This window comes from Nocardia transvalensis (assembly GCF_015477765.1).
GTDB classification, from domain to species: domain Bacteria; phylum Actinomycetota; class Actinomycetes; order Mycobacteriales; family Mycobacteriaceae; genus Nocardia; species Nocardia transvalensis_A.
The window spans coordinates 163,741-188,250 of the sequence record NZ_JADLQQ010000002.1 but is presented as its reverse complement, the minus strand read 5'-3'; the positions used below and the strand labels follow the sequence as shown (position 1 = coordinate 188,250).

At 67.4% G+C, this 24,510-nt stretch carries 25 protein-coding genes; 11 read left to right on the top strand and 14 right to left on the bottom strand.

Translation table 11 applies throughout. The features are described 5' to 3' along the window. Positions 1 to 85: 85 nt before the first annotated feature. Complete coding sequence (locus IU452_RS04910; protein ID WP_195108256.1) at positions 86 to 1,087, bottom strand: zinc-binding alcohol dehydrogenase family protein; 1,002 nt, start codon at positions 1,085 to 1,087, stop codon at positions 86 to 88. A gap of 267 nt (positions 1,088 to 1,354) precedes the next feature. Here IU452_RS04910 and IU452_RS04905 point away from each other — a divergent pair, with 267 nt between their 5' ends. From IU452_RS04905 to IU452_RS04890, 4 genes are all read left to right on the top strand, one after another. Next, positions 1,355 to 2,518 (top strand): serine hydrolase domain-containing protein, encoded by a 1,164-nt coding sequence (locus tag IU452_RS04905; RefSeq protein ID WP_195107687.1) that lies wholly within the window; start codon positions 1,355 to 1,357, stop codon positions 2,516 to 2,518. Between the two features lie 93 nt (positions 2,519 to 2,611). Beyond that, positions 2,612 to 3,097 carry a carboxymuconolactone decarboxylase family protein gene (locus IU452_RS04900; protein WP_228816655.1) on the top strand — a complete coding sequence of 162 codons (486 nt, stop codon included), beginning with the start codon at positions 2,612 to 2,614 and terminating at the stop codon, positions 3,095 to 3,097. Further along, positions 3,094 to 3,477, top strand: coding sequence for a DoxX family protein (locus tag IU452_RS04895; protein WP_195107686.1), 384 nt, complete (start codon positions 3,094 to 3,096; stop codon positions 3,475 to 3,477). The genes IU452_RS04900 and IU452_RS04895 overlap by 4 nt, the downstream gene beginning before the upstream one ends. A 149-nt stretch (positions 3,478 to 3,626) precedes the next feature. After that, positions 3,627 to 4,520, top strand: coding sequence for a sigma-70 family RNA polymerase sigma factor (locus tag IU452_RS04890; protein ID WP_195107685.1), 894 nt, complete (start codon positions 3,627 to 3,629; stop codon positions 4,518 to 4,520). Here IU452_RS04890 and IU452_RS04885 read toward each other — a convergent pair whose 3' ends face one another. Beyond that, positions 4,521 to 4,718, bottom strand: a complete 198-nt coding sequence (locus IU452_RS04885; protein WP_195107684.1) for a DUF6186 family protein — start codon at positions 4,716 to 4,718, stop codon at positions 4,521 to 4,523. Then, the gene (locus IU452_RS04880) at positions 4,715 to 5,128 is read right to left on the bottom strand and encodes a hypothetical protein (protein WP_195107683.1); all 414 of its coding nucleotides are present in this window, start codon (positions 5,126 to 5,128) and stop codon (positions 4,715 to 4,717) included. Before IU452_RS04880 ends, IU452_RS04885 begins: the two co-directional genes overlap by 4 nt. A 112-nt stretch (positions 5,129 to 5,240) precedes the next feature. On the opposite strand from IU452_RS04880, the gene IU452_RS04875 reads away from it, so the two are divergent. Further along, positions 5,241 to 5,384 carry a hypothetical protein gene (locus IU452_RS04875; protein WP_195107682.1) on the top strand — a complete coding sequence of 48 codons (144 nt, stop codon included), beginning with the start codon at positions 5,241 to 5,243 and terminating at the stop codon, positions 5,382 to 5,384. Positions 5,385 to 5,393: 9 nt separating this feature from the next. Here IU452_RS04875 and IU452_RS04870 read toward each other — a convergent pair whose 3' ends face one another. Continuing rightward, positions 5,394 to 6,044, bottom strand: coding sequence for a hypothetical protein (locus IU452_RS04870; RefSeq protein WP_195107681.1), 651 nt, complete (start codon positions 6,042 to 6,044; stop codon positions 5,394 to 5,396). A 77-nt stretch (positions 6,045 to 6,121) separates the two neighbouring features. Here IU452_RS04870 and IU452_RS04865 point away from each other — a divergent pair, with 77 nt between their 5' ends. After that, positions 6,122 to 6,745: a TetR/AcrR family transcriptional regulator gene (locus tag IU452_RS04865; protein ID WP_195107680.1), complete on the top strand. Its 624-nt coding sequence runs from the start codon at positions 6,122 to 6,124 to the stop codon at positions 6,743 to 6,745. 19 nt (positions 6,746 to 6,764) lie between these two features. Here IU452_RS04865 and IU452_RS04860 read toward each other — a convergent pair whose 3' ends face one another. Next, a complete protein-coding gene (locus IU452_RS04860; protein ID WP_195107679.1) occupies positions 6,765 to 7,865 on the bottom strand; it encodes a trypsin-like serine peptidase in 1,101 nt (366 codons plus the stop codon). Positions 7,866 to 8,164: 299 nt separating this feature from the next. On the opposite strand from IU452_RS04860, the gene IU452_RS04855 reads away from it, so the two are divergent. Genes IU452_RS04855 through IU452_RS04845 form a run of 3 tightly spaced genes read left to right on the top strand, consistent with a single transcriptional unit; the run spans position 8,165 to position 11,522 of the window. Beyond that, complete coding sequence (locus tag IU452_RS04855) at positions 8,165 to 9,223, top strand: chitinase (protein ID WP_195107678.1); 1,059 nt, start codon at positions 8,165 to 8,167, stop codon at positions 9,221 to 9,223. Between the two features lie 49 nt (positions 9,224 to 9,272). Continuing rightward, on the top strand, positions 9,273 to 10,340 hold the full coding sequence (locus tag IU452_RS04850) for an AraC family transcriptional regulator (RefSeq protein ID WP_195107677.1): 1,068 nt from the start codon (positions 9,273 to 9,275) through the stop codon (positions 10,338 to 10,340). A gap of 36 nt (positions 10,341 to 10,376) precedes the next feature. After that, positions 10,377 to 11,522 carry an acyl-CoA dehydrogenase family protein gene (locus IU452_RS04845; protein WP_195107676.1) on the top strand — a complete coding sequence of 382 codons (1,146 nt, stop codon included), beginning with the start codon at positions 10,377 to 10,379 and terminating at the stop codon, positions 11,520 to 11,522. Here the strand turns inward: IU452_RS04845 and IU452_RS04840 are convergent. From IU452_RS04840 to IU452_RS04830, 3 genes are all read right to left on the bottom strand, one after another. After that, positions 11,503 to 11,925, bottom strand: coding sequence for a DUF4440 domain-containing protein (locus IU452_RS04840; RefSeq protein WP_195107675.1), 423 nt, complete (start codon positions 11,923 to 11,925; stop codon positions 11,503 to 11,505). The two genes, IU452_RS04845 and IU452_RS04840, sit on opposite strands and share 20 nt — an antisense overlap. Positions 11,926 to 11,935: 10 nt before the next feature. Further along, entirely contained in the window at positions 11,936 to 13,339 is a 1,404-nt protein-coding gene (locus IU452_RS04835; protein WP_195107674.1) for an MFS transporter, read from the bottom strand. A gap of 104 nt (positions 13,340 to 13,443) precedes the next feature. Further along, positions 13,444 to 13,764: an ArsR family transcriptional regulator gene (locus IU452_RS04830; protein ID WP_324192444.1), complete on the bottom strand. Its 321-nt coding sequence runs from the start codon at positions 13,762 to 13,764 to the stop codon at positions 13,444 to 13,446. 180 nt (positions 13,765 to 13,944) lie between these two features. Here IU452_RS04830 and IU452_RS04825 point away from each other — a divergent pair, with 180 nt between their 5' ends. Further along, a complete protein-coding gene (locus IU452_RS04825; protein ID WP_195107673.1) occupies positions 13,945 to 14,625 on the top strand; it encodes a hypothetical protein in 681 nt (226 codons plus the stop codon). A gap of 13 nt (positions 14,626 to 14,638) precedes the next feature. Here the strand turns inward: IU452_RS04825 and IU452_RS04820 are convergent, their stop codons facing one another. The 6 genes from IU452_RS04820 to IU452_RS04795 form a co-directional block, all read right to left on the bottom strand. Beyond that, on the bottom strand, positions 14,639 to 16,024 hold the full coding sequence (locus IU452_RS04820) for an ABC1 kinase family protein (protein WP_195107672.1): 1,386 nt from the start codon (positions 16,022 to 16,024) through the stop codon (positions 14,639 to 14,641). 233 nt (positions 16,025 to 16,257) lie between these two features. Next, positions 16,258 to 17,382 (bottom strand): esterase/lipase family protein, encoded by a 1,125-nt coding sequence (locus IU452_RS04815; RefSeq protein WP_195107671.1) that lies wholly within the window; start codon positions 17,380 to 17,382, stop codon positions 16,258 to 16,260. Between the two features lie 203 nt (positions 17,383 to 17,585). Beyond that, complete coding sequence (locus tag IU452_RS04810) at positions 17,586 to 18,812, bottom strand: esterase/lipase family protein (RefSeq protein ID WP_195107670.1); 1,227 nt, start codon at positions 18,810 to 18,812, stop codon at positions 17,586 to 17,588. Positions 18,813 to 19,184: 372 nt separating this feature from the next. After that, positions 19,185 to 20,210, bottom strand: coding sequence for an alpha/beta hydrolase (locus tag IU452_RS04805; RefSeq protein WP_195107669.1), 1,026 nt, complete (start codon positions 20,208 to 20,210; stop codon positions 19,185 to 19,187). Continuing rightward, entirely contained in the window at positions 20,207 to 21,181 is a 975-nt protein-coding gene (locus tag IU452_RS04800; protein ID WP_195107668.1) for an acyl-ACP desaturase, read from the bottom strand. The genes IU452_RS04805 and IU452_RS04800 overlap by 4 nt, the downstream gene beginning before the upstream one ends. Then, positions 21,178 to 22,365 carry a PucR family transcriptional regulator gene (locus IU452_RS04795; protein ID WP_195107667.1) on the bottom strand — a complete coding sequence of 396 codons (1,188 nt, stop codon included), beginning with the start codon at positions 22,363 to 22,365 and terminating at the stop codon, positions 21,178 to 21,180. Before IU452_RS04795 ends, IU452_RS04800 begins: the two co-directional genes overlap by 4 nt. A gap of 589 nt (positions 22,366 to 22,954) precedes the next feature. Here IU452_RS04795 and IU452_RS04790 point away from each other — a divergent pair. Continuing rightward, complete coding sequence (locus IU452_RS04790) at positions 22,955 to 24,505, top strand: acyl-CoA carboxylase subunit beta (RefSeq protein ID WP_195107666.1); 1,551 nt, start codon at positions 22,955 to 22,957, stop codon at positions 24,503 to 24,505. Positions 24,506 to 24,510: the final 5 nt, after the last annotated feature.

Sequence of the window (24,510 nt, the reverse complement as noted above, 5' to 3'; positions counted from 1 at the left end):
TTTCTTCACAGCAAAGCAGCAGGGCCCGGCGGACAGGACTCGAATCGCGAACTAGGAGTGCGAAACTCGGCGTGTCCGCGGCGTGTCAGGGCACGAGGACCGCGGCACCGGCAAACTTTCCGTGGGCGAGATCCGACAGCGCCCGGTCCGCGGTGGCCAGCGAGTACGGATGCACGGTGACCTCGAGGCGGTGATCGGCGGCGAACGCCAGGAATTCGCGGGCATCGGAGCGGGTATTGGCGGTGACCGAGCGGATCTCCCGCTCCTGGAACAGGTGTCGCTGATAGTTCAGCGCCGGGATGTCGCTGAGGTGAATGCCGGCGATCGACAGCACGGCGCCGCGGTCCAGGGCCGCCAAGGCCGGGAGCACCAGATCGCCGACGGGGGCGAACAGGATTGCGGCGTCCAGTTCGACCGGCGGTGGATCGGCCGCCCCCTGCGCCGAGGCGGCGCCCAGTTCCAGGGCCAGTTCGCGGGCCTGCGGATCGCGGGTCATCACATGGACCTCGGCACCGCGGGCCAGGGCCACCTGCGCGGCCAGGTGCGCGCTGCCACCGAAACCGTAGATGCCCAGCCGCCCACCGGGCGGCACGGCCGCTCGCTGCAGCGCGCGATAGCCGATGATCCCGGCACACAGCAGCGGCGCCAGTTCGACATCGTCGTAGCCCGGCGGCAGCGGATGCGCGTAATAGGCTGGCACGGTAGCGAATTCGGCGTATCCGCCGTCGGCGTCCCATCCGGTGTAACGAGAGTTCGGGCACAGGTTCTCCGCACCGCGACGGCAGTATTTGCACCGACCGCACGTGTACCGCAGCCACGCGATACCGACCCGGTCCCCGACCGCGAATTCCGTTCCGGCGCCGCTCCCCAGCGCAACCACCTCACCGACCACCTCGTGCCCGGGCACCACCCCACGCCGATGCACCGGCAGATCCCCCTCGGCCACATGCAGGTCCGTCCGGCACACCCCACAGGCCAGCACCCGCACCAGCACCTCCCCCACCCCCGGCTCGGGCACCGGCACCTGCGCCCGATCCATCGGCCCACCCTCGATCGGCCCGGGCCGCATCACCCACCAGGCCGTCATCGTCGCACCCTCCGCCACACCCACCACCCTTCTCCGCCCACCTGCATTCGTAGAGTAACCCGAATCGAGCCCGATCCTGTGACACAAACAGCCATGTGAACCCAAGACTTGAACATCATTCGAGCTCGAGGTGGATCACAGTTTCTCATCATCGCGGTCCTGCTCGCGCTGCTGCCCGTCATCTACTGATTCGTGCGCTCCGGTCACCTTTCGGCTCCGCGGTTCGTCAGAGCATCGGAACACCGATTCGGCCGGAAGGAAAACGACATGAGCAGTATCGAGGTGCATGGCTCCGTGGCGGACGGATTCGATGCCGTCCGTGCGGAATTCGCGGCCGTGGTGGCCGAGGAGAACGGTGAAGCCGGTGCCCAGCTGGCCGCCTTCGTCACAGGACGCAAGGTGGTCGATCTGTGGGCCGGAGCGGAGGTGACCGCGCAGACGCTGACGGGTCTGCATTCGTCGACGAAGGGTGCGTCGGGTCTGGTGGTGGCGCTGCTGCTTCAGGACGGCGACCTCGACATCGACCGCGCCGTGGCCCACTACTGGCCCCAGTTCGGCGCGGCCGGCAAGGGGGACATCACGGTGCGCGACGTGCTCGTGCACCGGGCGGGGATCATCGGCGTCGACGGAGGCTTCGGCCTCGCGGAATTGGCAGACGACCGGGTCATCGCGGAACGCATTGTGGGACAACGTCCTTACTTCGCGCCCCGCACCGGACACGGATACGGCGGATTCGTCACCTATGCCATCGTGGGCGAGGTGGTGCGCCGAATCACCGGCGCCACGATCCAGGAGTTGTTCGAGGAGCGCATCCGTGCGCCGTACGAGTTGGACGTGTACCTGGGCCTGCCGGAGGAACAGGATCACCGATACCTGAGCATCCTGCCGTGGCGGGCGACCCCCGAAATGGAGGCCGCATTCGCCGCCGACTCGCCCAACCCGCACAGCCTTGCCGGTATCTCCTACAACCTCAATTACCGCGGGTTCTCCCCCGCCGATGTGATGGCCCTGCCGAACGACACGAAGGTGCGCCGCCTCGGTCAGACCTCCGGCGGTGCCGTCGGCAGCGCCACCGGTCTGGCCTCGATGTATGCCGCGGCCATTTCCGGACTCGACGGCCGTGCGCCGTTGCTGAAGCTGGACACCATCGCCCAGGTCGCCATGATCCATTCCGGCGGAAAGGATTTCGTGCGCGGCGACAACGCACCGTATGGCGTGGGCTTCGAGGCGAAGGGCCTGATGTACCCGTTCCTCGGCGTGCACGCCTTCGGCCACACCGGATCCGCGGGCTCGGACGGCTTCGCCGATCCGCACAGCGGCCTCACCTACGGCTACACCCGCCGCCGGGCCGCCTTCGCATTCAACGCTCCGGAAAACCCCCGCTTGGCCGCCGCCCTGCATCGGGCGGCCACGGAAACCGGATCCCACTGACGCGGTCACCTTTTGCCGCCGCGCTACGTCAACGAGACGTACAGGTGCGAGCGGAAACCGACCGCCCCCGACAAATCCAAGGAGAACTCACTCATGACCCTGCGTATGACGAACCCCTTCTACCTTCTGCCCAAGGCAGGGCAGGGCATTCCGGTCGCCCTGGAAAAGGCCGTTCTCGGAATCGACATTCCCCGTTCGACTTTGGCGATCGCCGCAATGCGCGCCAGCCAGATCAACGGAGGCAGCGCCTGCCTGTGGGCCGAGGTCCAGTTGGCGAAGAAGGAGGGCATCGCCGACGACAAGCTCGCCACCGTCGCCGCATGGCGCGATTCGCCGTACTTCGACGACGCAGAACGGGCCGCCCTGGCATTCGCCGAGGCCATCACGGGTATGGCGCACAGCGGCGGTGACATGGTGTCCGACGAACTCTGGGAGGAGCTGTCGCGCCATTACGACGAGCGGCAGCGCGCGGCACTGCTGCTCTGGCTCGCCGGCGGAACGATGTTCAACATCGTCAACAACGTCGTTCGCGAACCGGCCGGGCAGATCTGGGACAACGGCGTTTTGGAGAACTCATGACCAGTCTTGCGACATCGCGGCGTCGCTCGCGGCTGCTGACGGCCGCCCGGTGGGTTCCCGCCACCGTCCTGCTGGCCGAGACCGCGGTGGGTTCGTACTGGGATCTGGCGCGTGTCCGTCTCGTCCGGGAGGTCATGGATCACCTGGGATATCCGATGTACTTCGCCACCATCCTCGGCGCGGCCAAACTCGCAGCGGTCGCCGCGCTCGTCACGCCGGGACACCCCCGGACGAAGGAATGGGCCTACGCCGGACTGGTTTTCGTCTACGGCGGCGCGGCCGCATCCCATGCCGCGGTCGGCGACAAACCCGACAAGTGGGCGATGCCCTTGGTATTCGTAGCCAGCGCATTGGCTGCTCGGGAACTGCAGAAGCCCTAGCCGCCGAAAACGTCGGAAACGGGCGCCGGAAGATCAGTGGACGACCACCGGATAGTCGCCTGACGGATGCGGGGCGGCGGATGAGGGCCGCCCCGCATCTCCGGCACCAGTGACAATTGTCATCGACGCATTCACCCGAGAGGACATCCGTGAACGAGCTCGAGTTTCTGGCCGACCGGTTCGAGAACCACCGCGACCATCTGAGGGCGGTCGCGTACCGGATGCTCGGCTCGCTCACCGAGGCCGACGACGCGGTACAGGAGGCGTGGCTGCGGTTGGCGGGCACCGGCGCCGACGACATCGACAACCTCGGCGGCTGGCTGACGACGGTCGTCGGCCGAGTGTGCCTGGACATGCTGCGCTCGCGCAGGACTCGCCACGAGGAACCGCTCGAGCCGCATCACCTGCCCGACCCGGTCATCACCCGAGACAGTGAGGCGAATCCGGAACAGCAAGTGCTGCTTGCCGATTCGATCGGCATGGCGCTGCTCGTGGTGCTCGAATCGCTGAGCCCGGCACAGCGTCTGGCATTCGTCCTGCACGACATGTTCGCCCTGCCTTTCGAGCAGATCGCCCCCATCGTCGACCGCACGCCGCAGACCGCGAAAAAGCTGGCCAGCCAGGCGCGCCGGCGCATCCAGGGCGAGGTTCCCGTCCCCGACACCGACCTGCCCCGCCAGCGCCGCGTCGTCGACGCCTTCCTGGCCGCGGCGCGCGACGGCGACTTCGACGCCCTGCTGACAATTCTCGATCCCGACGTGGTGCTGCGTGCCGATGCGGGCGCCGCCCTGCCGGGCGGAATGCGGGTGCTGCGCGGCGCGGCCGATGTCGCGGGCCAAGCCGAGACCTTCCAGCGCATGGCCCTGCGCTGCACGACCCATCCCGTTCTGGTCAACGGCATCTCCGGCCTGGTCAACACCGCCGACGGGGCGCTCGTCTCGATCATGAGCTTCACCGTCGTCGACAACCGGATCGCCGAGATCGATATCCTCTCCGACCCGGACCGCCTCTCCCGCCTCGACCTCACCTCGATCATCGACTGACTATCGAGCGAGGAAATGCCAGCCGATCCAGCCCCACATCAGGATCGCGACTACGGTCGCGGCCCGCGTCCGGGTCAGGTAGGCGATCGTTTCGCCGAGCCTCGCCACGCCGTCCCTCAGGTGCGTCACGAGGAGGGTGCCTAGCGTAATCACCAGCAGCACAACGAATCCCGCGATGATGACGACTCGTTCGCTCATCGCCGCACCAGCCACCAGCCGACCCACAGCCACGCCAGCCATCCCGCGAACCGGAGCGGCCCGTCCTGCAGCCCTGGATCCAGCAGGGTCGACAGCGTGGGATGTTCCCTGTTCGAATGCAGCCGGTCCGGCTGGCGGAGATAGGCGAACGTCTCCCACATCACCAGCGCGACCAGCAGCGCCGACCAAACGCGCACACCCCGCCGCAGCCGCGGCGTCGGCACGATATCGGCCGTCGGCCGACGCAGCGCGAGTATCAGCAGCACACCGGAGGGAATCAGCACCAGTGCGGTGGCCGCGCCCGTGAACGGCCCGGTACTCGCCCCGAGCCCGGCCAGGCACAGCCACATCACGACCACCAGGGCCCGCCGCCGGGGTATGCGCACCGTTTTCGCCGAATTCACGGCCACAGTCGCAGAATACGGCGACGTGCCGTGACAGCCCAGGCTCCGGTCGGTTTCGATCTTGACGGATCGGACATCCACAGACCGTAGGCCCACGACAAGAGAAGGGTAGGAAACAGTGGCTTTCCGGGACATCATCGCCCAGCTCCGCCAGGACATCACCACCGCCGAGGACGCGGGCGACGAACAGACCGCCGCCCGGCTCCGCCAGGAGCTCGACAAGGCGTTGCGCAGCGGCGAGGAAGCAGCCGACGAGCAATAGCTCCCCTGCCTAGTAGCGCAGCAGGGCGACGCTGCAGGCGATAATCCACCCGGCCCAGCCGAGCCAGCCGATGAGACCGATGAGTGCGGTGCGACCGGTCCCCTCGGCGTTGTACGGACTGGTGGTCGAAGAGACGAAAAGCAGTGCGGCACTGAGGTATCCGAGCCACGCGTGCCACACGGGAATGAAGTCGGCGCTCGATCCGGCGATGCTGAAGCCGAGCAGCGCGATCGCCAGGAAAACCTGGTTGAACCCGAACAGCACGTTGCTCAGGCTCCACAACCCCGCCATTGAATCACGATTGCGCTCGGCGGCCGAGGCCATGCCGAACCGCAGCGCTTCGATGCACGTGAACGTGGCGTTCTGCATCAGGACTCCCCCGAAACCGACCAGCGCCCACGCCTCCGGTCCCGACCCGCCGCGCCACAGCACCGACAGCAATCCCGCGGCGAAGACGGTGGTGAACAACCATCCGGCAGGGGCGGCCACCGATGGCTTCTTCAGCGCCTCACCGACGACACCGTAGGCCTCGACACCGGCGTCGAAGTTCTTGCCCGAACCCGGAATCGGCAATCCACCACGGACGTAGACGACGTTGAGGGCGACCGCGAACAGCACGAAGCCGAACCCGCCCAGACCCGCCCAGGTAGTGAAGCTCACCGAGCCCACCTCATCTTCCTCATTTGGTTTTACGCTAACTATAATGAATATATGCACGGTAGGCTGAGGAGGCAATGATGGATTCGGGAACGGGACGGCGGCGCTACGACTCGCTGCGCCGGATGGCGCAGGCCAAGCAGACGCACGCCGAGATCGCCGACGCCGCTCGGCGGTTGTTCGTCTCCCGAGGGTGGTCGGCGACGACGGTGCGCGACGTGGCGCGGGAGGCAGGCGTGTCCGTGCCCACCGTCTACGCGGCCTACGAGAGCAAGAAGGGCTTGGTCCGAGCCCTGGTCGACGCGGCCGACCTCGCCGCCGACCCGGCCCGGATGGTCGCCGAGCTGGAAGCCACCTCCGATCCCGAGCGTCAACTCGCCGGGATGGTCGGCTACGACCGCCGATTGTTCGAGCGCGCAGGCGATCTCATCGTCCTGGTGCGCGAGGCCGGCCGCGCCGAACCCGACTTGGCCGCTGTGTACGAGCAGGGCAGGCGCGTGGCCGACCGGACGCGCGTTCAGGTGTTCTCCTCGTGGCCCGGGGGAACCCTCCGCCCGGGCCTCGAGTTGCCTACTGCCGTCGACATCTACGCCGCGCTGTGCAATATCGACGTCTACACCACTCTGACCGTCGAACGCGGCTGGTCACCGGACCGGGTCGAGCGGTGGTGGACCGAAACCCTCGCCCGTGAACTGCTCGGCTGACACCGGCCCGACCTGACGGTTACGGATGGTTGGTGCGTGCCCAGTCGATCAAGACGGAGAGGGCTGGGCCGCCGCCGTATTCGTTGTCGTTCGACGTGGTGACGGTGGACGACTGCTTCACGACCGTGTCGCCGATCGTGCTGCCGACACCGACCACGCGCGGCCAGGGTTCGCCGTCCCACCACCCCCATGCGGGGCCGCCGGACTGGCCGGGAGTGAAATCTTTGGCGTGGCCCATGACGTAACCGGTCTGCCCGGCCGTCGAATGTGACGAGGTGGTGCGCACGGCACCGTTGCCCTCGTACGCGGGCCGTTCACCGCTCGCCCGCTCCCCCGGATAACCGATCGACTGCCAGTAGGACCCGCCGTTCCAGCCGGTGTCATAGGCCCGGAAACCCGCGAAACCGGTGACGTCGCCGATGCGTTCGCTGAACACCAGCACCGCGTAATCGAACGCGGTCTGGTCGTCGGTCATGGTGCCGGGGTTCTCGACCCAGTACACGACATTCGTTGCGTAGAACGTGCCCCATGGACCGCGCCCGTCGTAGTAGGCGGGGGTGAAGTTGATCCAGCCGATGTTGCCTTGGGGATCGCGGCGCCAGTCCACGACATGGCTCGCGGTGAGCACATGGCGTGGCCCGATCACCGTTCCCGACCCCCAGCCGCCGGCCGTGGCGACTCTGCCGGTGGTTCGCCACGGGAAGGATTCGTCCTGGAACAGGTACCGGTCGTCGGCGTCGAAGATCGAGCCGCCCCGCTTGCGCGGCTTCTCTCCGGTCGGCACGTCTCGCCAGACATGCGGTGCGCGTTGCGGCCGGAAAACGGTCTCGACGCCTCCGGGGCGGTACCCGGGCAGCTCGTTCACCGGCCCGCGCTCGGCAAGGTCGGTTCTCGTCAACTGCACCGCTTCGGGACGAAGACGGTCGCGGGTGTCGGGCCAGCCCCCGACGCCGACCCGACCCACAACCCGCGTCGTGCGCTCATCGCGCTGCACGCTGACCTCATCGCCGGTCACCGCTTCGGCTTCGGCGAGAACGACTTCGATCGTCACATCCGACGGCGGATCTGCCGCGATCGACTCTCTGCGTTCCAATTCTTCATAGCTGAGCGGGTTGGTCATCTCTGGTCCTCTCCTGGATACACCCGACCCTCACCGTGAGATATTCAGTTTCCGTCCGCCCCACCCGTTCCCGCACGAGTACCGCACTACCCGATTACCAGCACGGACAGGTATGTCGACGCGGGTGCCGGTGCGACTCCGATCATCTACTCCGTTCGGAATCCAGCCGAGGGCCCCGGACCGAATTCCGACCCCCTACTCCGTCGCGAATCCCCCTGTCGGCGTGCGGATTCAGCCGTCGCACAATGCCGCTCAGCCGCATGATTGTTGTGTCGGGCTCGGGTGATAGGAGCGGGACCATGAGAGGTCGACGGGGGCGTCTGGCAGGGATCGTGCTGGGAATCGCGCTGGGCCTCACTGCGCTGGCGCCGGTCGCCGCGGCGCCGAACGACAGCACCGCGTGCGCGATCAAACCGCGCCCGGCAGGCAAAGTGCTGCAGGGCTATTGGGAGAACTGGGACAACTCGAGCGTCCACCCGGGCATGGGCTGGATTCCGATCACCGACGCCCGCATCGCCGACCACGGCTACAACGTCATCAACGCGGCGTTCCCGGTCATCGAGTCGGATGGCACCGCGCGGTGGGAGGACGGGATGAGCCCGACCGTCAAGGTCGCGACCCCGGCGGAGATGTGTCAGGCCAAGGCGGCCGGTGCGACCATCCTCATGTCCATCGGCGGCGCGGCGGCCGGCATCGACCTCAGCTCCCCTGCGGTCGCCGACCGATTCGTCGCGACCATCGTGCCGATCCTGAAGCAGTACAACTTCGACGGCATCGACATCGACCTGGAGACCGGCCTCGTCGGCAGCGGCGACATCACCAGGCTGTCGACCTCGCAGGCCAATCTGGTGCGGATCATCGACGGCGTCCTCGCGCAGATGCCCGCGGGCTTCGGCCTGACCATGGCGCCCGAAACCGCCTACGTCACCGGCGGCAGCGTCACCTACGGTTCGATCTGGGGCGCCTACCTGCCGATCATCAAGAAGTACGCGGACAACGGCCGCCTCTGGTGGCTCAACATGCAGTACTACAACGGCGAGATGTACGGCTGCTCCGGCGACTCCTACCAAGCCGGGACCGTCCGCGGTTTCATCGCGCAGACCGACTGCCTGAACAAGGGCCTGACCATCCAGGGCACCACGATCACCGTCCCCTACGACAAGCAGGCCCCCGGCCTACCGGCCCAGCCCGGCGCCGGCGGCGGCTACATGTCCCCGAATCTGGTCGCACAAGCCTGGAACAACTACGGCACCGGCTCCGGCAACGTCTTGAAGGGCCTGATGACCTGGTCCATCAACTGGGACGGTTCCCGCGGCTGGACCTTCGGCGACAACGTCGAATCACTCCAAGGCCGTTAGCCGCGAGGTGTCGCCGCCGGGCTGGTGGCGGCGTTGATACGGTCGGGGCGTGGGAGCGACGGACGCTGGATTCACCCTGCCTATCGGGCGGGTGCGAGCGATCGTCGACTTGGCGGGGCGGCGGGGGTGGGACGGCGAGGGGATGCTGGAGGAGGCGGGGATTTCGCCTGCGTTGCTGGAGCAGGGGCGGGCACGGGTGACCGTGGACCAGGCGGTGCGAATGGTGCAGCGGTTGTGGCGGACCACCGATGACGAGTTGTTCGGGTTGGGGTTGCGGCCTATGCCGCGGGGGACGTTCCGGTTGGTGTGTTTCGGGCTGCTCGGGGCGGCGACGGTGGGGGCGGCGATTCGACGGTTCATCGGGTTTCAGAAATCGCTGCCCGGTTTTCCGCCGCTGAGACTGACCGTGAGCGCGGATGAGGCGCGGGTGTCGTTCGATATCAGTGGGATTCGGCATCCGGTGGGGTTGATCATCGACACCATGCTGATGATCGCGCACCGGTTTCTGGGGTGGGCCGTGGGCGGGCGGATCCGGTTGCGTCGGGTCGAAGTGCCGTACCCGCCTTCCGGTCTCGATGATTACGGCCTGATATTCGGTGCACCCGTGGTTTTTTCGGCGCCCGAGCCCGCGCTGGTGTTCGACGCCGCCACGTTGGACATGCCGCTCGTGCGCACCGAGGAGGATCTGATCGACTTCCTCCGCGATGCGCCCTCGGGCCTGATCGGGCGGCGCGACTATGCCGTCTCCCCCGCCGCGCAGGTGCGCCACATCCTCGAACGCGGCCTGCACGGCGGCTGGCCCGGCGTCGACGATATCGCCGCCGAGCTGTCGATGAGCCCGCAGACGCTGCGCCGCAAGCTGCGCGAGGAGCGCACCTCGCTGCGGGAGATCCGCGAGCAGATCCTGCGCGACGCCGCCATCGCCAGCCTGGTGCGCGGCGAGGAAACCGTCACCGCGCTCTCGCGCCGCCTCGGCTTCTCCGAGCCCAGCGCCTTCTCCCGCGCTTTTCGCCGATGGACGGGCAGTCCGCCCGGCTCCTATCGGCAACCATGCTCGAGCGATCCGGTCAAGGAAACGAGCGGTGCGGTCATTGGACCGACTGGCCGGAGGTCGTAGCGTCGGGGGCAGGCATTCGAACAGAGGAGTTCTGCTGTGTCTTTGCATCGTTCCCCGTGGCTGGACGAGGACCTGGACGCGCTGGGCGAGCTGGCCCGCCGGTTCTTCGAGAAGCAGTGCGCGCCGAACGAGGAACGCTGGGCGCGCCAGCATCACGTGGACCGCGAGATCTGGAACAAGGCCGGTGAGGTCGGGCTGCTGTGCCTGAGCATTCCGGAGGAGTACGGCGGCGGTGGCGGCACCTTCGCCCACGAGGCGGTGGCGGCGATCGAGCAGACCCGCGCCATGGCGCCGAGCCTGGGCAATCCGGTCCACTCCACCATCGTCGCCCACTACATCAACTCCTACGGCACCGAGGAGCAGAAGCGGGCCTGGCTGCCGAAGATGGCAACCGGTGAGATCGTGGCCGCCATCGCCATGACCGAGCCCGGCACCGGCTCGGATCTGCAGAGTATCCGCACCCGGGCCACCAAGGACGGCGACGACTACGTCATCACCGGCGCCAAGACCTTCATCTCCAACGGCCTGCTGTGCGACCTGGTGATCGTGGCCGCCAAGACCGCCGAAGGCAAAGGCGCGGACAGTGTTTCGCTGATCGCGGTGGAGACCGGCCGGGAGGGCTTCCGGCGCGGGCGCAATCTGGAGAAGGTGGGCCAGCACGGGCAGGACACCTGCGAGTTGTTCTTCGACGAGGTGCGCGTCCCGCAGTCGAATCTGCTGGGCACCGCGGAGGGTCAGGGTTTCATCCAGCTGATGCAGCAGCTGCCGCAGGAACGGCTGATTCTCGCGGTCGCCGCGGCGGCGGCCATCGAGAAGACCGTCGAGATGACCATCGAGTACACCAAACAGCGCGAGGCATTCGGCAAGCCCATCTTCACCTTCCAGAACACGCAGTTCGTCCTCGCCGAATGCGACACGATCAAGAGTGTGGCGTGGGCATTTCTCGACGACTGCGTGGCCAAACATCTGCGCGGGGAACTGGACGTCCCCACCGCGGCGAAGGCGAAATGGTGGCTGACCGAACAGCAATGCCGCGTCGCCGACGAATGCCTGCAGTTGTTCGGCGGCTACGGCTACATGGCCGAATACCCCATCTCCCGAGCCTTCACCGACGCCAGGATCCAAAAGATCTACGGCGGCACCAACGAGATCATGAAACTGATCATCGGACGGAGCTTGTAGGAGCCGCCTGCGGGCTGAACGTCTCCTGCAGACGGCGCCACCGCACCCGGTTGCCGTCCAGGCCGAACCAGGCCGTGGATCGGCGCAGGGTCGTGCCCGTCGGATCCTGTTGGCGCTCTTGGTATCCGACGAGGCCGCCCTGCGCGGTGGCGGCGATGACCTCGATGTCGAAGACGTCGATCTGCAGGCCGGGTTTGGCGCCGAAGCCGTTCTCGAACAGGTTGCGCAGCTCAGCGATTCGCAGGAGTGCACCGGACGGGGGAATCATGGTGAATTCCGGGTCGAACCGGTCGAGCAGTGCGGAGATTGCGGCGTCGCGGTCGGGGGCGGCGCCGGACAATACGTCGGTGACGGCGACGTGGAAGTCGACGACCTCGTCGATGAATACCTGTGGGCTGTCCATCATTGTCCTTTCAGGATCGAACGGTCTGCGGATTCCGGCCGAGAGCGCGCCGGAACGACGAGGATGGGGCGAGCCGCAACACCAGCGGCGCGGGGAGCAGGGTCAGCACGGCGGCGGCGATGAAACTCCAGCGGAAGGCGGAATCGGAGCCGCTCGAGGTGATACCCGGAATCGCCGACAGGGTGTCGAAGACCAGCGCCACCACGGCGACGCCGACCGCGAAACTGGCCTGCCGGTTGATATTCCACAGCGCACTCGCATGTCCCAGATCGTCGGCGGATGTCTCGAGAAATGCGGCACTCTGCGCGGCACTGCTGGTCAAACTTCCACCGAGACCCATCAGAACGAACGCGCCGATCAACAATAAACGGTCGGCCGAGGACACGACGGTGAACAGCAGCGCCAATCCCACACTTTCCGCGAGCATCCCCGCGATGAACAGCAGTTTCGGCCCGACCCGGTTGAAAACGGCGCGCGTGACCACAATGGCGAGCGCCGACGCAACGGCCCAGGGAATCATCAACATTCCCGTGGCGGTCGCCGACAGTGACAGCCGCTGCTGCAGATAGATGATCAGAATGACGTTGGTGCCGGTGAAGATTCCGGGCACGAAGTGATACATCACCATCGACGTGGCCAGCATCCGCTCCTTCAGCAGGCCCAACTTCAGCAGGGGCACAGCGACATTCGACGAACGGCGCACGAACAACGCGCCGGTCACCGCCGCCACGACCAGCAGAGCCGCGCCGAGCATCCGGCCGCCGGAGTCACCGAGTTCGGAGAGCCCGACCAGCAGGGCGGCTATCGCAGCGCTGCCCAGCGCGAATCCGGCAGTGTCGAACGGGTGTCCGGTGCGGGTGTCGTCGGGGCGCAGCCACCACAGGGCGAGCAGCAGATCGAGAACGGCCAGCGGAATATTCAGCCAGAAGATCCAGCGCCACGACATGTGGTCGACCAGAATTCCGCCGAGCGTCGGCGAGGTCGCCGGAACGATCAGCGCGACACACATGATGATCGAGGCCAGCCCCGCCCGCTCGGACGCCGGATAGTGGCGATAGGTCATCGCCTGGCCGACCGGAATCAGCAGCCCGCCCGCCGCGCCCTGGACGAAGCGGACGGCGATGAGGACGCCCAGCGAACCGGCGAATCCCGCGGCCAGCGAGGCGAGCGCGAACAGCGACAACGACAGCACCATCACACGCCTGTCACCGAATCTCGCGGCGAGCCACACGCTCAACGGGATGACGACGGTGAGCCCGAGCAGATAGGCATTGCCGACCCAGGTCAATTCACGCACCCCGGCATGGAAGGTCGATCCGATGTCCGGATAGGCGATATTGGCGATGAACATGTTGAGCAGATCGATGAAAAAGCCCAGAAGGTAGACGAAGGCCACCTTGACGCGGTACTGCATGCAAATCCTTCGAGTGAATCAGGGCAGGCGACAGTGGATCCCGGCGAAAAGCACGCCGGGAATGGGAGGGCGTCACCCAGGAGGGCACGCCAGAGGCGTGGGACTTACAGTTGTTCGGCTACGTATTTCGCGAAGGCGCGCACGGCTTCCTCGTTGCGGCGGTAATAGGTCCACTTGCTGTAGCGGTACGAGGTGAGCAGCTGTGCGCGCTGCATCGACTGGAGATAGGTGGACGTCACCGATTGGGACAGGCCGAGCTTGGTCTGGATGTCCTGCACGCATACGCCGTCGCGGATGTCGAGGCCGTGCTCCCGATACCGCGTGTCGTCGAAATGCCGCTCCGGGTCCTTCAGCCATTCCATGATCTGGCAGCGCGCCGGATTCGCCAGCGCGCGGTAGATGAGGCTCGGGTCCAGTTCGTCCACGCATCTACTTTTTCAGATACGTAGATTTGAGTCAAACCGCCTCAAAATGTGGCTTGCATCACAGTCACATCCCCACTGGTCATCCGGCGACGAATCACTGACACCGGGGCGCTCCGGTGGCACGAAGCAGGGCGATGTGATCTCGTAGTCGGCAACGGTGATACGAGAGCGGAGGTCGTCATGGTGCGTTCGCGGCTGGCCGGAGCCATTGCCGCCCTGGTGGTTTCGGCGGGCTTGGTGTCCGGCGCGACGCAGGCGCAGGCAGGCCCGCAGTCCTGTGCGGCCGGAAATCCGTTGCAGCCCACCGCCGAACTGTTCGCCACCGATTACACCGACGCGATCACCGATCCCACCGACGCTCGTTTACAGAACCGGCTCGAAGCCTTCGAACTCCAGGTCGACGCCATCGCCCTGCAGAACCTCTCGCTCCCGGTCGGTTCCGCACTCGTCGACGGCGTGTTCTGGTCGGAGTCCCGTCAGCAGGCGACCTACGAGCGCTCCCGGGACTTCCACCTGGCCTGCGTCGCGGGGGCCGATCTCCACCGCATCGCCGATCAGGTGCGGACGCGGTTCCATCAGGAGTCGGTCCTCACCTTCGAACCACTGCCCGCCGACTCCCCCGCCCGCGACGCCTTTCTCGTCGAGGTACCCGGCGTCGACGTCGCCCGGTTCCACGACGCCCTGCTGTCCGATCCCACCGCCCGCACTCACCTGGGCGGCGGCTCCATCACCGAGGACAAGACCCTCATCCTGGTCGCCGAACTGGCGGACCTGCCACTCACCGAGCAGTTCGTCACCCGCCTGGGCGCCTCGTGGAATCCGGCCACGCTCCGCTACGGCGATCGCGAATTCGTCGGCTGAGCTCAGTCGGAGCTCAGTCGGCGGGCAATTCGACGCCGTTCGCGGCGGCCTTGGCCGCGACCTCGTCGGGAAAGACGTTGCGGAACAGGTACAGATCCTGCCCCAGGCGCCAGCCCGGGGCCAGGGCGACGGCATATCTCTCGAAGTAGCCGAGTTGTTTGCCCATGAGGATCAGCTGCTCGGGGCCGGAAGCCCCACGGCGCTTGCCGAATTCGACCAGGCGCGCGGCGACCTTCCCCATATCGAGCTTGGCCAGCTGGCCCGACAGCACCGGGGCCAGGGCGGTGGCGAGCTGACGGCCGATGGTGGCGTCGTCGCCGGAATCGCCCTCCACCAGATCCAATTCGCGCAGTGCGCGGGCGACGGGCCGGAAATCGCCGTCGATGGCGCTGGCGTGGAACAGCGCACGCACGAAATCACGCCACTGCGGTGTCATCTTGCCGACGATGCCGAAATCCAGCATGGCCGCGCGGCCGTCCTCGAGCAGCCACAGGTTGCCCGCGTGCACATCGCCGTGGAAAAGCCCGTGCACCACAACGCTTTCCACCCACGCCTTGACGAGTCGTCTGATCAGCAGTTCCGGGTCCGGATGCACCACACGGATGTCGTCGAAGCGGTCCAGCGGCATCCCGCGCATGCGTTCCATGCACAGCACCCGCGGCCCGCAGTAGTCCCAATACACCTCGGGCACAACGACTCCGGCGTTGTCACCGAAGGCGCGCAGGTTGGCGCGGGCGCGGGTCTGGTTGTCGGCCTCGTTGCGGAAATCCAATTCGGCGACGGTGGTCTCGTACAGGTCGCGCACCACACCCTCGGCGTTGGCGACCCGTGCGTTCTCCGACCGCTTCTCCATCCAGCGCGCCAGCCGGAACGCCGCCCGCAGATCGACGATCATGCGGCGGGCGATATCGGGCCGCTGCACCTTCACCACGGCCGGGCGGCCGTCGGCGAGCACGCAGCCGTGCACCTGTGCGACCGAAGCCGCCGACAGCGGCTCGTCGTCGAACTCGCGGAACAGTTCGGCGATCGGGCGACCCAGATCGGCCTCGACGATCGCGCGGGCGTCCACGGCCGGGAACGGCGGCACATCGTCGAGGCAGCGCAGGCAGGCGTCGGCCAGCTCGCGCGGGAACGCCCCCGGCGAGGACGCGATCAGCTGGCCGAGTTTGACGAACATCGGGCCCAGCACCTCGAAGCCGTCGACCATGCCGTCGGCCATGGCGCGCCGCCGCTTCTTACGGCCGAGTCCGCCCCACAGCACTCGGCGGGTCACCGACCCGCCGAGCACCGAGCCGATGACCGCGGTGCGCCGGAATTCGGCGAAGCCGAATTTCTCCAGCGCGGGCCGCAACGGCGTCGGCGCGGCCTGCGCGTCGGCATCCACCGCCGCGGCCGTCACCGCTCACCTGCCTGGACGCCGACGCCGATCGCCCGTCCCTCTGACCAATTAATCTGCACCGCTCCGACCGCCTTGTCCTTATCGTTCGAAACGCCAATGTCCGAAAATGCCGGTTACTCGGCATACCCGGGCGCCGCGCGTGCACGCTACCGTCCCTCGGGTATACGACGCAAAGTCTACGACTCTCGCATCGAATCACCGTGTTGGTGGCGTTCCGGCAGGTCGGATGTCGCTCAGAGCCGGCCACCCCCGCCGAACAGCCAGGGATTGAAGGTGCACACGAACTGCGGGGTCTGCGCCGGATCGAGGGTGTTGAGCACGATCGAGAGCGACCGCGGCGAGTACATGATCGACAGGTGATCGGACAGATCCTGCTCGCAGCCGTCCTGCAGGGTGATGTTGCGGACCGTCGCGCCCGGACCGGGACGCAGGAACGTCAGATCGAACGGCGTGGAGACCTGGTCGTAGCGGGTGCCGACCACGGTGTAGTCCACGCCGGGCACCGTGTCGCCGCCCGCGTTGAGCTGGTTGACGAAATCCGAGCCGACCGTCTGCTGCGCCGAGGAGCGGCCCACGAACAGCCCGGCCGGATCGACCACATCGATGCCCAGGTTGGTGATGAGCCGCCCCAGCCACGCGATACCGACCAAGGTGGTGCCGTGGTTGGTGCCCGCGAAGGTGATCTCGTGATCCACCTTGTCCGCGCCGCCGTCGAACTTCAGGTACCACCGCGACATCGGCCCGGCCTGCGAATGCGCCACGATGTTCACCTTCCGGGCCCCGGTCGCATCCAGGACCCGGTCCACGAACGCCGCCAACTGCTTCGACGAATCGCGGATATCGCCCGTGCCGTTGCGGCCGGGCAGGATCGGGCCCAAGCCGCCACCCTGGAGCAGATTGGCGACCCCGTAGTTGAAGGTGAACACGCAATAGCCCGCGTCGTGGATGGGCTGGCTCATATACGCAAAGTCGTCGTAGGCGTTCTCCCACGTGCCGTGCACCAGCACCACCGGTTCCGGATGGGCCGCGCTCGGACGGCACCCCCAGTCGTTGCTGCCCGGCGGCGCCGCGGCGGGGTGGAGCAGGCTGTAGCCCAGGGCGGCCAGCCACGCACTCTGCGCGGGACCGTAACCCACGGTGTCCGCCGCCGTGCTCCCGCCACCGGCGCTGCCGGTGTCGGCAATCGGGGTCGCGGCCGGGTTGCGCACTCCGCTCGCGATCCGGTCGACCAGCTGCTGCGTGCTCGCCGCCGGAGCGGGCGCGGCGTTCGCGCCGACGATCCCGGCGTTCGCCGCGAGCACCGCCACTCCCACGGCCACCGCGGCACTCGACAACCGGCGACGGATACCTCGTCTCATTCCATGCCTTCCTACACAACCCATACGCACCGAAACCGGAGAACGTTTCCGGTCGGAAATTTGCCGTCACATGGTAGGAAGGCGCGGTCGTCATCGCGCGATTGTTAATCACAGCTTCACGAAACGCCGGGCGCGGCTACAGGCCCCACGAGCGACGGTTCGCCGAGCGGTGGGGTACGTCACCGCCCGGCGCGCGTGAATTGTCAGAGTTTGCCGCCGCCGCCCAGCAGCCACGGGTTGAACGTGCACTCCAGGGCCGGGGTCTGTGCCGGGTCGAGCGTATTGAGAATGATCGACAGGGCCCGTGGCGAATACATGATGGTCAGGTGGTCGGAGACATCCTGTTCGCAGCCGTCCTGCAGGGTGATGTTGCGGACCGTCGCGCCGGGACCCGGGCGCAGGAACGTCAGATCGTACGGCGTGGTGACCTGGTCGTAGCGGGTGCCGACCACGGTGTAGTCCACGCCGGGCACCGTGTCGCCGCCCGCGTTGAGCTGGTTGATGAAATCCGAGCCGACCGTCTGCTGAATTCCGGAATGGCCCACGAAGATCTCGACCAGGCCGAGCACATCGATACCGAAGTTGTTGATGGCCCGGCCCAGGGCGCCGATGCCGAGCAGGGTGGTGCCGTGATTGGTTGCCCCGAAGGTGATCTCGTGATGCACCTTCTCGGCGCCGCCGTCGAATTTCAGATACCACCGCGACATCGTGCCGCCCTGGGAATGGCCGACGATGTTCACCTTCTCCGCTCCGGTGGCCGCGAGCACCCGATCCACGAACGCCGCCAACTGTTTCGACGATTCCTGGATGTAGCCGGTGCCGTGACGGCCCGGCAGGATCGAGCCGAGCCCGCCGCCCTGCAGCAGGTTTGCCCGGCCGTAATTGAAGGTGAATACGCAGTAGCCCGCGTCGTGGATGGGCCGGCTGATGAACGCGAAGTTGTCGTAGGCGTTCTCCCAGGTGCCGTGCACCAGCACCACGGGTTCGGGATGCTCGGCGGTCGGCTTGCAGTTCCAGTCGTTGGTGCCCGGCGGCGCCACGTCCGGGTTGAGCAGGCCGTAGCCGAATGCGGCCAGCCACGCGCTCTGGGCGGGACCGTGGCCCACCGTGTCGGAGGAGGTACCGCCCGCCGAGCCCGAGCTCGAACCGGAACCGCCGTAGCAGTCGCCGGACCCGTTGCCCGAGCCTGCGCCACTGCCGGAGGTGCACGCCGACCCGGTGCCGGCGCTACCGCTGTCGACGATCGGGCGGGCGGCCTTGTTCTTCAGGCCCTGGGCGATGTAATCGGCCAGTTCCCGTTCCTGCTGCTGTCTGCTCGATGCCGAATCCGGTTCGGCATTCGCGCCGATGCCCGCGAAGCTCACGGTGAGCAATGCGACCCCGGCGACAACCGCGGCGCCCAGCGGCGTGCGGCGAGTACGTCGTCTCATTCCATGCCTTCCTGCAGAACCACAGTGTTCGCAGTTTCGCTGCCGGGCAATGATTTCCGGCTCACGAAACTGCGGCCACGCTAGAACTGTGGGCGCGAGGAGGTATACGAACTCCGTTCGACTCTTCGATATCTCACGAGAAAGCCATGTCTCCGCCATGAAGGTACACAATTCAGCCGATGCCGGTCCGATTTCTATGCCGCCGACAGGAATTGCCGGTATTCATCACAATGGGCCGACTCGGTTTCGGTGAATTACCCAGAGTCGCAGACGATCACGAATCAATCACGGACATCGATCGGATCATAACCATCACATCTCCTCGTTCCGGCCGCTGTTCCCCGCGACCGCCTCGGCAATGAGCCCGCGTGATCACTCCCGCGGAAGTCCCAGGGCCGCAGAGATGGTGGTCCAGGCGGCGGGCAGTTGGGTGGCGAAATCGGGCCAGGCGTGGGTGCCCGCGGGCTCGTAGTGGACGGTGGCGGGGATGCCCAGGTGGGACAGGCGTTGGGCGAATCGGTCGGTGCACGAGCGTGCGCCGGCCTCCAGAGCGGCGCCGCCTCCGGCGACGCGCAGCGCCTCCAGGATGTCGGGAGCGGCGGCTATGGCGGTCAGGTCGGTAAGGTTCGGCAGGCCGGTGGCGGACGACAGGTGGATCGTGGTGCCGCGCAAGGCTTCCGCGCCCAGGTGGCTGTCGTGTGCGGCCCACTCCGGCGAGGTCGGTGGGCCCCACAGGTTCTCGGGATTACCGCCGCGCGAGCCCACGGTGATGCGGGTGACGGCCTGCCCGAGATCGTCTGCGGTGGAATAGCATCCGCTGATCCCGGCGACGGCCAGGTAGCGCCCCGGATGGCGCTGGGCCAGCATCATCGCCCCCTGCGCGCCCATCGAGACCCCCGCGATGGCCCGACGGCCATCGGAGCGCAGATATGCCTCCACAATCGGGGGAAGTTCGTCGATAAGGAAGGTCTCCCACCTGTTGAGGCCCAGCGTCCGGTCGTAGTGGGCCCAGTCGGTGTACATGCTGCCGACCCCGCCGCTGGTGAGCACCACATCCACCGGCTTGCCGGAAAAGAACTCCGCCGCACGCCCTTTCGTGAGCCAGGCGGAGGTGGATTCGGCCTCGACACCATCCAGCAGGTACAGCGTCGGACGCGGCGCGGCACCCGACCCGTGCAGCACGTCCACGGCGATCACCCGCCGCATCGAGGCCGAGGCCACAGACAGCCGCTCCCATCCCGGCCCCCGGCTTTCGGCGCGAGCCAGCTCGGTTCGGGTCACGGCCGGGTCGATCACCGGCGGGACCGCGGGCACGGGCGCGTCCGCACGCGCCGGCGCCGCCGTCAGCGCGGTCGCGGCCACCACGGCCGCGGCGCCGAATGCGGCGCGTGCGCTCATTGCGCCGTCACCCCCGTTCTCGGCCGGGCCGCGGCCTCCGCCCGTGCGGCTTCCCGGGCCCTCACCCGTTCGCGCTGCTCCTCGAACCGCCGGGCCTTGGTCTCGAGATCGTCCAGGTAGTCGGCCAATTCGTCGCGGGCACGCGCCCCGTCACCGGTCAGGTCGGTGCGGTCGAACACCTGCCAGGCCCGCAGCACCGGCCGCAGCACCACATCCAGATGCTGGCGCAGATCGTAGATGCCGTGTTTGGCCAGTAGCACCGCATTGCGCCGGAAGTTGGGCTGGGTCAGCCCCGGCATCTGGAATCGCGTCACCACCGAGGTGATCGCCCGCATCATCTCGTTCGGTGTGAGGTCCAGCGCGGCGCCGGACACGCTGCGGTAGAACACCATATGCAGGTTCTCGTCGGTGGCGATGCGCTGCAGCATGCGCTCGGCGACCGGCTCTGCGCAGGCGGTGCCGGTGTTGCGGTGGCTGATGCGCGTCGCCAGCTCCTGCAGCGTCACATACGCGACCCCGCGCAGAAATTGCGGACCGTCGGGGCTGGCGATGCCGGTGGTCATATGCGCCATCCGAGCCTGTTCCAGCGCAACGGGATCCACCGCACGGGTGACGACCAGATAGTCGCGCATCACGATGGAATGCCGATTCTCCTCGGCCGTCCAGCGGTTCACCCAGGTGCCCCACACCCCGTCCAGGCCGAAGCTTTCGGCGATCTCGCGATGGTAGGAGGGCAGATTGTCCTCGGTCAGCAGATTGGTCACCATCGCCACCCGCGCCACCTCCGACAGGCCCGATTGGCCGGGCTCCCAGTCGATTCCGCCGAGGGCCTCGAAATTGCGGCCGTCGTCCCAGGGCACGTAGTCGTGGGGGTTCCACGTCTTGGCCTTGCGCAGATGCTCCTCGAGGTGGCGCTCGGCGACGGGCTCCAGCTCGCGCAGGATGTCCCGATCGGTCATGGCGATTGTCACGCGTACTCCTTCGTGCGAGAGGCGGTTGCCAGGTCGTGGGCCAGCAGCGCGAGGCTGGCGCGCGAAATCCCGGCCGGATGCGCCGGATCGATGCCGGTCAGCCGTTCGATGCGCCGCAGCCGATGCGAGACGCTGTTGGGATGGATGCGCATCCGCTGGGCCGTCGCCTTACGGTCCAGGCCGCAATCCAGATACATCCGCAGCGTGTCCAGCAGGTCCGGATGCGATACCAGCGGGGCGAGAACCGCGGCCAGATGTTCGCGCGCGGGTCCGGGCCGGGTCATCTGATATTCCATGGCCACATCCGGCATTCGGTACAGTCCCGGGCCGCGGCCCAGGGCACGCACCAGCTCGAGCAGGTCGTGCGCCTGCTCGGCGAGTTCGGGGATGCGCTCGGTGGGCCCGGTGACCACCGTGGCGGTCAGCGGCACCGACGCGGCCGCCGACAACACGTCGAGGGTGTCGGCCGTCATCGTGAGCCCGCCGGTCACCGCGGGCGGATCGTCGACCGGCACCAGGACGGTGCCGCCGTCCACCGACAGCAGCGACAGCGCCCGCGAACCCAGGACGGGAGCCAGCGCACTCTGCAGTCGCCGCAGCTTGCGCCGGGCCACGCCCTCGGCGTCGAGGCGGGGGTCGCGCTCCCCCGGGTGCGGCGGAACGGCAAGGGCCACCACCTGATATGCGGCGGCGACGCTGATCCCGGTGCGCCGCGCCAGCGCGGCGCGCCCGCGACCGCTCAGCAGCGCCGTCACCAGCGTCTGCGCGGCGGTCTGATGATGCCGCGCGGCCCGCCGATGCTGATCGAGATAGGCCGAGGAGGTGGCGACCGTGACGGTCTCCAGCAGCCGCAGGACCTGCTCGATGCCGGCCAGCAGTTCCGCCGGGCCGCCGGGCTGCTCCCCCACGACCCGTTCGAATGCGCTGCGAATCGCCTCGTGGTAGGCACGCAACACGGAGTCGAGATCGATGCCTTCGCGCGCCCACTGTTCGGCCCGCCCGACCAGCTCCGCCACCCGTATCGTGGTGTGCGGCCCGGCGACGGCCTCGAGCGCCAGCGCCAGGCACTCCCGCACATCGGCGGACAGTTCCGCGGCGTGGCCGGGCCGCCGAATGCGGTCGGTGCAGAAGTGTTCGGCCAGTCTCGCTGTCACGGTCGGAGCCGCCGGTGCCGAGGATGTCATGGATCGCTCCGGAATCAGGGTCACGGTGGGCGGGTTCCCGCCGGGCGCCGGGGGTGAGGTCGCGTCCGGCGGGTGGTCCACTACCACGCACACGCACCGTGCAAGGAGGGGTTGGAGTCCGTGCCACGGTGCGGCGGTGCGCAACCGGACGGCAGGGTTGGAATTTCGGGGCGCCGCCCGGCAGTGGCTGGCACGGCGACCGAACCGGCGCCTCCTTTCCTGTTCGGGTGCGGCGCGCCGACGCCAGGGATCTCCCGGCACGTTTCTCGGCCGGAACGCGGCGCCGACCGCGCAAAAAATCCGGCGCCGCGCTGCCATCACGGTACGGCCACGGAAACGCCACACCATCGAAACGCGGGGAATCCGATGACAATTCATGAACGGGCCGGAGCGGCCCTAGGGGCGCGACACAAATTGCCGCCGACGCGCCGTGATGACAGTCGACAGCACGGGACGCGAATTTCTTGTGACGGTGCTCGGTCGATGAGCAACCACTGGTTGGATGCGATTCCGGACGGTAGCGTGCAGGACGGATCGCCGTGCGAGAGTGCACGGCCTCCGCGTCGACAGTGGAAAGGCACCATCCAGCATGACGGGCACCCGAGGAAAGCTGCAGCAGCTGCACAAACTCCTCGAACTTGCGGAAGAACCGGCGGGACAGGCCGGAATCGACAAACGCCGCAACAAAGGCATTCCCAGCGCCCGCGAACGCATACGGATGCTGCTGGATCCGGGAAGTTTCGTCGAAACCGGGGCGCTGATGCGCCAACCCGGTAGCCCCGACGCCTTCTACGGCGACGGCGTAGTCACCGGGCGCGGCGCTGTCGACGGCCGCCCGGTAGTGGTGATCGCGCACGACCAGACCGTGTACGGCGGGTCGGTCGGGGAAATGTTCGGCCGCAAGGTCGCCGCTGCCATGGAATTCGCCTATCGGAACGCCTGCCCGGTGGTGGCGATCAACGATTCCGGCGGTGCCCGCATCCAGGACGCGGTCACCTCGCTGTCCTGGTTCGCGCTGATGTGCCGGCGACAGGAGGAGCTGTCGGGTTTCGTGCCGATGGTCGCGGTGATGCTGGGCAAATGTGCGGCCGGGGCGGTGTACGGGCCGGTGAACATGGATGTGCTGGTCGCCACGGAGAACTCGTATATGTTCGTGACCGGACCGGATGTGATCAAGTCGGTGACCGGTGAGGACGTCACTGCCGAGGAGCTCGGCGGTGCGGCGGTGCAGGCGCGCAACGGCACCATCCACCATGTCGCGCCCAACGAGCAGGCGGCCTTCGAGTGGGTGCGGACCTACCTGAGCTATCTCCCGTCGAGCTGCCTCGAGCAGCCACCGATCGTGAACCCGGGTCTGGAACCCGAGCCGACGGCACACGATCTGGAGCTGGACCGGATCATCCCGGATTCGGACAAGGCCGGCTACGACATGCACGACATCGTGTTGCGCATCTTCGACGACGGCGAGTTCCACGAGATCGGCGCGGCGACCGCACAGAATCTGATCACCGGATTCACCCGCGTGGACGGGCGCAGCGTCGGTGTCGTCGCCAATCAGCCACTGGTGCTCGGCGGCGCGCTCGATGCCCAATGTTCGGACAAGGCAACGCATTTCATACGCCTCTGCGATGCGTTCGGCTTGCCGGTGGTGTTCGTGGTCGACACCCCTGGTGTGCTGCCGGGTGTGCAGGAGGAACGCAACGGGGTGATCAAGCGCGGCGGACGCTTCTTCCGGGCGGTGATCGAGGCGACCGTGCCGATCGTGACCGTGGTCGTGCGCAAGGCCTATGGCGGCGGCTATGCGGTGATGGGTTGCAAACAGCTCGGCGCGGATATCAGCCTGGCATGGCCGACCGCACGGATCGCGGTGATGGGCGCGGAGAGCATGGTCGGCGTCGTCGGCCGCCGTCAACTTGCCGCCACCCCACCCGAGCAGCGAGAGGCGGTGCGGCAGCAGATGATCGACTTCTTCAACGCCACCCTCGTCAACCCGTGGATCGCGGCCGAGCGCGGCTACATCGACGCGGTCATCGAGCCGTCGCAGACCCGCCTCGAAATCCGCAAGGCCCTGCGCCTCCTGCGCGACAAGGAGGCCGCCCGCCGCCCGAACCCGCGCAAACACAACCTGTTCCCGATGTAGCTCCC

Coding starts and splice junctions, on each gene's coding strand:
- IU452_RS04910 (WP_195108256.1), bottom strand. CDS start 1,087: ATGACGGCCTGGTGGGTGATGCGGCCCGGGCCGATCGAGGGTGGGCCG.
- IU452_RS04905 (WP_195107687.1), top strand. CDS start 1,355: ATGAGCAGTATCGAGGTGCATGGCTCCGTGGCGGACGGATTCGATGCC.
- IU452_RS04900 (WP_228816655.1), top strand. CDS start 2,612: ATGACCCTGCGTATGACGAACCCCTTCTACCTTCTGCCCAAGGCAGGG.
- IU452_RS04895 (WP_195107686.1), top strand. CDS start 3,094: ATGACCAGTCTTGCGACATCGCGGCGTCGCTCGCGGCTGCTGACGGCC.
- IU452_RS04885 (WP_195107684.1), bottom strand. CDS start 4,718: ATGAGCGAACGAGTCGTCATCATCGCGGGATTCGTTGTGCTGCTGGTG.
- IU452_RS04865 (WP_195107680.1), top strand. CDS start 6,122: ATGGATTCGGGAACGGGACGGCGGCGCTACGACTCGCTGCGCCGGATG.
- IU452_RS04860 (WP_195107679.1), bottom strand. CDS start 7,865: ATGACCAACCCGCTCAGCTATGAAGAATTGGAACGCAGAGAGTCGATC.
- IU452_RS04855 (WP_195107678.1), top strand. CDS start 8,165: ATGAGAGGTCGACGGGGGCGTCTGGCAGGGATCGTGCTGGGAATCGCG.
- IU452_RS04840 (WP_195107675.1), bottom strand. CDS start 11,925: ATGGACAGCCCACAGGTATTCATCGACGAGGTCGTCGACTTCCACGTC.
- IU452_RS04835 (WP_195107674.1), bottom strand. CDS start 13,339: ATGCAGTACCGCGTCAAGGTGGCCTTCGTCTACCTTCTGGGCTTTTTC.
- IU452_RS04825 (WP_195107673.1), top strand. CDS start 13,945: ATGGTGCGTTCGCGGCTGGCCGGAGCCATTGCCGCCCTGGTGGTTTCG.
- IU452_RS04815 (WP_195107671.1), bottom strand. CDS start 17,382: ATGAGACGAGGTATCCGTCGCCGGTTGTCGAGTGCCGCGGTGGCCGTG.
- IU452_RS04810 (WP_195107670.1), bottom strand. CDS start 18,812: ATGAGACGACGTACTCGCCGCACGCCGCTGGGCGCCGCGGTTGTCGCC.
- IU452_RS04805 (WP_195107669.1), bottom strand. CDS start 20,210: ATGAGCGCACGCGCCGCATTCGGCGCCGCGGCCGTGGTGGCCGCGACC.
- IU452_RS04795 (WP_195107667.1), bottom strand. CDS start 22,365: ATGACATCCTCGGCACCGGCGGCTCCGACCGTGACAGCGAGACTGGCC.
- IU452_RS04790 (WP_195107666.1), top strand. CDS start 22,955: ATGACGGGCACCCGAGGAAAGCTGCAGCAGCTGCACAAACTCCTCGAA.